At 54.5% G+C, this 5,976-nt stretch carries 7 protein-coding genes and 1 tRNA gene; 3 read left to right on the forward strand and 5 right to left on the reverse strand.

Translation table 11 applies throughout. The features are described from left to right. The 5 genes from AB8B76_RS10000 to bioB all read right to left on the reverse strand — a co-directional run. Positions 1-289: GNAT family N-acetyltransferase (locus tag AB8B76_RS10000; protein WP_405272147.1), on the reverse strand; the 289-nt coding region annotated here is incomplete at its 3' end. Positions 290-320: 31 nt separating this feature from the next. Continuing rightward, positions 321-397, reverse strand: a tRNA-Pro gene (locus AB8B76_RS10005). Between the two features lie 43 nt (positions 398-440). After that, positions 441-674 carry a DUF3094 family protein gene (locus tag AB8B76_RS10010; RefSeq protein WP_405272149.1) on the reverse strand — a complete coding sequence of 78 codons (234 nt, stop codon included), beginning with the start codon at positions 672-674 and terminating at the stop codon, positions 441-443. Between the two features lie 105 nt (positions 675-779). Then, positions 780-2,573 (reverse strand): acyl-CoA dehydrogenase C-terminal domain-containing protein, encoded by a 1,794-nt coding sequence (locus AB8B76_RS10015; RefSeq protein WP_405272151.1) that lies wholly within the window; start codon positions 2,571-2,573, stop codon positions 780-782. A 271-nt stretch (positions 2,574-2,844) separates the two neighbouring features. Beyond that, positions 2,845-3,942, reverse strand: coding sequence for a biotin synthase BioB (gene bioB / locus AB8B76_RS10020; protein WP_405272153.1), 1,098 nt, complete (start codon positions 3,940-3,942; stop codon positions 2,845-2,847). A gap of 57 nt (positions 3,943-3,999) precedes the next feature. Between bioB and AB8B76_RS10025 the strand changes: the two genes are divergently transcribed. From AB8B76_RS10025 to AB8B76_RS10035, 3 genes are all read left to right on the forward strand, one after another. Beyond that, the gene (locus AB8B76_RS10025; protein ID WP_405272155.1) at positions 4,000-4,731 is read left to right on the forward strand and encodes a ComF family protein; all 732 of its coding nucleotides are present in this window, start codon (positions 4,000-4,002) and stop codon (positions 4,729-4,731) included. Then, positions 4,728-5,549 carry a molybdate ABC transporter substrate-binding protein gene (gene modA / locus AB8B76_RS10030; RefSeq protein WP_405272156.1) on the forward strand — a complete coding sequence of 274 codons (822 nt, stop codon included), beginning with the start codon at positions 4,728-4,730 and terminating at the stop codon, positions 5,547-5,549. Before AB8B76_RS10025 ends, modA begins: the two co-directional genes overlap by 4 nt. Beyond that, positions 5,546-5,976: molybdate ABC transporter permease subunit (locus AB8B76_RS10035; RefSeq protein WP_405272158.1), on the forward strand; the 431-nt coding region annotated here is incomplete at its 3' end. The genes modA and AB8B76_RS10035, both read left to right, overlap by 4 nt.

Below are 5,976 nucleotides of genomic sequence, written 5' to 3' on the forward strand. Positions count from 1 at the left end.
AGTTGTGGAGCCCTATTGCCCCAATCAGTTGTCCACTTTCAGAGAGAGTGATCGCGTACGCCACATTGGTCCTCGCCTCCCAACCAGCCTTGTGGGTCGCAACCCAGGATTCAGCCATTTCAGTGCTATAGGGATGAGGAACGTTCAACGTCGTTTTTGAGACATTAAAATTCCCCGCGAGCGTGTTTATTTCCTCCGCGTCATCCATAGAAAATGGACGAAGTACAAGACGGCGAGTTTTGAGCTCAGGTTGTTTTATCGCTTTCAGCGCTTCTACTTTCTTAGACAAAAGCTCCACCCGGTACGGACCCGCTGGAAATTGGTCGGTGTGAGAGGATTCGAACCTCCGACCCCTTCCTCCCGAAGGAAGTGCGCTACCAGGCTGCGCCACACACCGAATGAGTTACTACGCTCAACAAAATCATAGCAAACTCAACTACTCAGTAAACGCCAGCCTGATGAGCCAGCCATTGACTGAAGAGGCTCAAACCGCCCACAACAACAATCAACATCACTAGCAAGTACAAAGGTTTGAAGGGTTTTCTCTCAACCGAGTTAACGCCGCGCTTAAGAAACGCATCCACCTTGGCCTGATCTTCAGGATATAGCTGGCGCTCGGGACCTTCGGTTGCTGCTGCGGTCGAAACGTCTTGCTGCTCTTGATCTTGAGACATTGTTTCGCCTCCTGGAAACGAAAACGGGCGCGAATTATCGCGCCCGTAAAGAGATATTGCACCCCCCGAAAGCTCAAGCGAGCACTACGGGGCTCATCAAGGTGATCAGAAAGCGAACATAGCCTCTGGCATTTCCATAAGGTTATCAGCACCCGAGAGCAATGCCAGCTTATGCGATGCCGTTCGTGGAAGAATTCGCTCAAAGTAAAAACGTGCAGTCATGAGCTTCGCCTCGTAGAACGCAGTGTCACCCTCCCCCTCAGCGATCTTCTTTTGTGCCGCTACGGCCATCTGCGCCCAAAAGTATCCGAGTACGACGTAACCCGAGTACATCAGGTAATCCACAGATGCGGCACCCGCCTCGTCAGGATTCTCCATCGCCTTACCGCCCACTTCGAGGGACATAGTTAGCCACTCATCTTTGTAGGTAGACAGCGGGCCCGTAAATTCAGCGTAGCTCTCATCGGCATTCGCATCGACGAACTCACCCATCATTTCCGTGAAGCCCATCAAGAGCTTTCCGCCGGACCCAAGCACCTTACGACCGATAAGATCCAGAGCCTGAATCCCGGTAGTTCCTTCGTACAGCGTGGCGATTCGTGCGTCACGGGCAATTTGCTCCATGCCCCACTCGCGAATGAAACCGTGGCCGCCGTAGATTTGAATACCGTGGTTAGCAGCTTCAAGACCCGCTTCGGTAACAAACGCCTTAGCGATAGGCGTAAGCACCGCCATAAGGTCATCGGCTTTCTTTGCTGCTTCTTCGTCACCGCGATCGACGATATCGCCCAGCTGCGCAAGGTAATACAGCATGGCGCGGCTGCCCTCGGCAATCGACTTCTGGGTTAGCAACATGCGGCGTACATCGGGGTGCACAATAATCGGGTCCGCAGGACCGTCGGGGTTTTTGGGGCCTGTAAGACTACGCATAGCAAGACGCTCGCGGGCGTACTCGAGAGAACCCTGGTAAGCGAGCTCGGCGTGAGCTAGACCCTGCATCGCAGTACCGATACGCGCCGTGTTCATAAAGGTGAACATCATGTTCAGGCCACGGTTTGGCTCACCGATGAGATAGCCCTTCGCTCCGTCAAAGTTCATCACGCAGGTAGCCGACGCTTTGATGCCCATCTTCTTTTCGATCGATGCGCAATGCACGCCGTTGCGATCGCCAAGGCTGCCGTCTTCATTCACGTTGAACTTAGGGACCACGAACAAAGAGATGCCCTTGGTGCCCTCTGGCGCATCGGGCATACGCGCAATCACGATGTGCACAATGTTGTCTGACATGTCGTGCTCGCCGGCAGAGATGAAAATCTTGGTGCCGGTAATGGCATAGCTACCGTCAGCCTGTGGCTCGGCCTTAGTGCGAAGAAGCCCTAAGTCAGACCCGCAATGGGACTCAGTAAGACACATAGTGCCAGTCCAGTTACCCGCTACCAGCTTGGGCAGATATTGCTCTTTCTGCTCTGGGGAACCATGGGCTTCCAAGGTTTTGATACAGCCATGGGATAGGCCCGGGTACATCAGCCAGGACCAGTTGGCGGTTCCTGCCAACTCATTAATGACAATCCCCAGCATATTGGGCATGTCCTGCCCGCCAAACTCAGGCTCTGCTGACAGTGACGGCCAGCCATTGTCGACATACTGCTTGTAAGCGTCGGCAAAACCTTCGGGAGTCTTGACGCCTTCTTCGGACCAAACGCAACCCTCTTCATCACCACTTTGGTTAAGTGGTGAGAGTACGTTCTCAGCAAACTTTGCGCCTTCTTCGATGATGGCGTTCATGAGATCGGGTGTAGCTTCTTCGTAGCCTTTGAGACCCGCGTAAAGGTTCTCGGTGTCCAGAACCTCATTGATGACAAACTGGATATCGCGCAACGGCGCCTTATAACTTGGCATGACTCTCTCCCCATAACGTCGGTGTTGGCGCTCGTCGTTCGCGAGACCTTTCACCTATGTGTTCAGTGTTAACTTCTGGACGCATTATAGTCAAAATGTGTGGGTTTGCATGGATAAATTTGTGACCTGACCGACAAGAAGCTGGGCAAAGAGTCTGTCAGTAGTGGGTCAAAATTGGGATTGAACCTCAGGTGATATAAGTTTGCTGGCGCTTACTTACCTGTAAGATCAATAAAAGCATGGCTGCCGGGCGGTCAAGAGTGCAGAGCAGCTACATCGCATTATAAAAACGTGGATCGGCTGCGGGTTCATCCGACATTTCTCGCTCTTCGGGATTTATACCCAATCGGTCGAACAAGGCCAGATCTGAGTTGGCGCCGGGATTAGCGGTGGTGAGCAGTTTCTCGCCGTAGAAGATCGAATTGGCGCCAGCCAAAAACGCCAAGGCTTGGGTCTGATCGTTCATGTCCTCGCGTCCCGCAGACAAACGTACATGGGATGCTGGCATCATGATTCGGGCGACTGCAATGGTCCGCACAAACTCGAATGGATCCAGATCTCCCTCTCCTGCCAATGGCGTTCCTGGTACGCGCACCAGCATATTGATGGGCACACTGTCGGGGTGTTCGGGCAGGTTCGCGAGCTGCTGCAACAACCCCACGCGATCATCCTGATCTTCTCCCATGCCAACAATTCCCCCGCTACAGACCTTCATGCCCGCATCACGAACATGGCCCAGAGTTTTAAGACGATCTGCATAGGTACGTGTAGTAATGATGTCGCTGTAATACTCGGGCGAGGTATCGAGGTTGTGGTTGTAGTAATCCAAACCGGCCTCGGCTAGCGTTTTGGCCTGCGTATCACTCAACATTCCCAGAGTCATGCAGGTTTCCAGGCCCATGACCTTAACGCCTTCGATCATTGCGGTGAGTGCGGGCAAGTCGCGATCCTTGGGGGACCTCCACGCAGCACCCATACAAAAGCGTGTAGCCCCAGACTGACGAGCCGCCTTTGCCTGCTCAAGCACCTGATTCACTTCCATCAGGGCCTCTACCGACAAACCCGTATCAAAGCGCGTGCTTTGAGGGCAGTAAGCACAATCTTCAGGACAAGCGCCGGTTTTGATCGAAAGCAAAGTGCTCACCTGCACCTCATTCGGGTCAAAATACTCACGATGTACCGACTGCGCACGAAACAGCAAATCGTTGAAGGGCAGGGCAAAAAGCGCGGCGACCTCTTCTCGCGTCCAATCGTGGCGATGCGCGTCCAAGGCCCTCTCATCGACAGGCCGGGGCACGGAATCTGAGCCTTGTTTCGAGTTCGGGTTGATCGGCGAGCGGGTGGCGGGGTCTGGCAGTGGCTGGTTCATAGCTAGTGTCTCGATTGCAGGTCGACATAGTAAATCGCCAAGCACCGCTGTCAACTTGTGGAGAAAAAAATGGTTAACAGCGTTACGCAGAACATCGCCCATCGTGTAATCGACTACCTGGCGCCGCAGTTCTGTATCTATTGTGATCAGCAGAGCCATAGTCCCGAAGCGGTCTGTGAGGTGTGCCAGGATGCGCTGCGCGTAAATGATCAAGCCTGCCCGCAGTGCGCTTTACCCGGTATGGATGGTCGTCTTTGCCCGAACTGCCTTAAAGCAGAACCTGCCTTAAAAACCGTCACCGCTGCCTTTGAGTATGATCCGGCCATCGCCTACTTGATGCACCGCTGGAAATACCTGAAAAATCGCAATTTATCCCGAACAGCAGCTAAATTGATGCTAAATTCCGAAATTTGCATCAAAAATGTAGATATCGTGCTAGCAACACCGCTCCATTGGCGACGTAAGCTTCGCCGCGGCTTTAACCAGAGTGAAGATTTGCTTTCCAGCCTTTCTCGCCTGTACCCACCACTTCAACCCACACCAAAGAAGCGGGCTCTACTCAAACGTTGCATCGCCACCAAGACCCAGGCGCATGCTTCACGGCGCGAACGCTTAAGTAATCTCCAGGGAGCCTTCACGGTAGTCGGCAATGTCCACGGCTGCTCCGTCGCCGTCATTGATGATGTGTGCACAACGAGCGCCACCGGTAATGCCATGGCGAGAGTGTTGCTGGACGCCGGGGCAAGTGAGGTTCACCTCTATTGTCTTGCCCGCACGCCGTCGCCTTGACCTACAATGCACGGATGTATCTCAAGCGTCTCAGCCCTACTGTTTTTACCCGAGCGATCGACGCTTCTCTAGCACTCCAGAACCTCGCTCTGGCCGCGCAAAAGACCGCCTCTTCTGTTTTGCTTATCGCTATGCTCATCGGGTCTCAATCTCTGGCAGCTGCCACAGACTCTTTGAACATCGCGGTAGCATCCAATTTTCGGACGACTGCAGAAGAGATCGGCGCACAGTTTGCCGCCAGCACGGGGGTCCAGGTGAGGGTGAGCAGTGCGTCGACCGGAGTCTTAGCGGCACAGATACGTCGTGGGGCGCCTTTTGATGTGCTGCTAGCGGCCGATCACGCACGACCGCAGGCCCTTGTAGATGACGGAACAAGTGCGGGGCCAGCACTCTGCTACGCCCAGGGCTCGCTGGTACTGCTAGGTACCAACTCCATGGAAGACGCCCTTTCGGATGCCAGCAAGAGCATCGCCATCGCTAACGCCCGGTCCGCACCGTACGGAGCAGCGGCGCTTGCTGTGTTAGAGAGAGACGGTTTTGCTAGTGCCGATGACCGCCGCATTGTTCGCGGCAGCAATGTGCAGCAAGCCCTGCAGTTCTATACGAGTGGCGGTGCAGACTTAGCGCTCGTTGCCCGGTCGCTTAGCCCCACATCAGGCCTACCGATACCAAGGTCATGGCACGCACCCATCGAGCAATACGCCGTAATCAATGCCCGCTCCCAAAACCTTCGTACTGCACAGGAATTCCTTGAATACCTTTCCAGTCCGCCCGTGGAATCAGTGCTGACAAGTTTTGGATACACCTCGTGCTCATGAGCAGTCTCGAGTGGCAAGCTGTGACTCTGACCCTGCGTTTGGCGACGGTGAGCACTCTGATTCTCATTTTGCTGGGCACACCACTCGCGTACTGGCTGTCACGCCAAAAAGGCTCCTTCGCTGCATTTGTTGAAGCGCTGGTTGCCTTACCGTTGGTGCTGCCGCCCACAGTGCTTGGCTTTTATCTACTTCTAGTGCTGGCGCCCGATGCCCTCCCCGGACAGCTATGGCAGACCGTCACGGGAACGCAGTTGGCCTTTAGTTTTTCCGCGTTGGTCGTGGGCTCTGTGATTTACTCCCTGCCCTTCGTGGTACAGCCCCTGCAGCAAGCTTTCACTCGTGTTCCGGATACACTCCTGAACGCTGCAGCGACGCTTGGAGCTCCACCTCTCGAGCAGTTCTGGGCCATCACGCTGCCTTTATGCAA

The organism is Congregibacter sp. (assembly GCF_045107095.1).
In the GTDB taxonomy this organism is placed as follows: Bacteria; Pseudomonadota; Gammaproteobacteria; order Pseudomonadales; family Halieaceae; genus Congregibacter.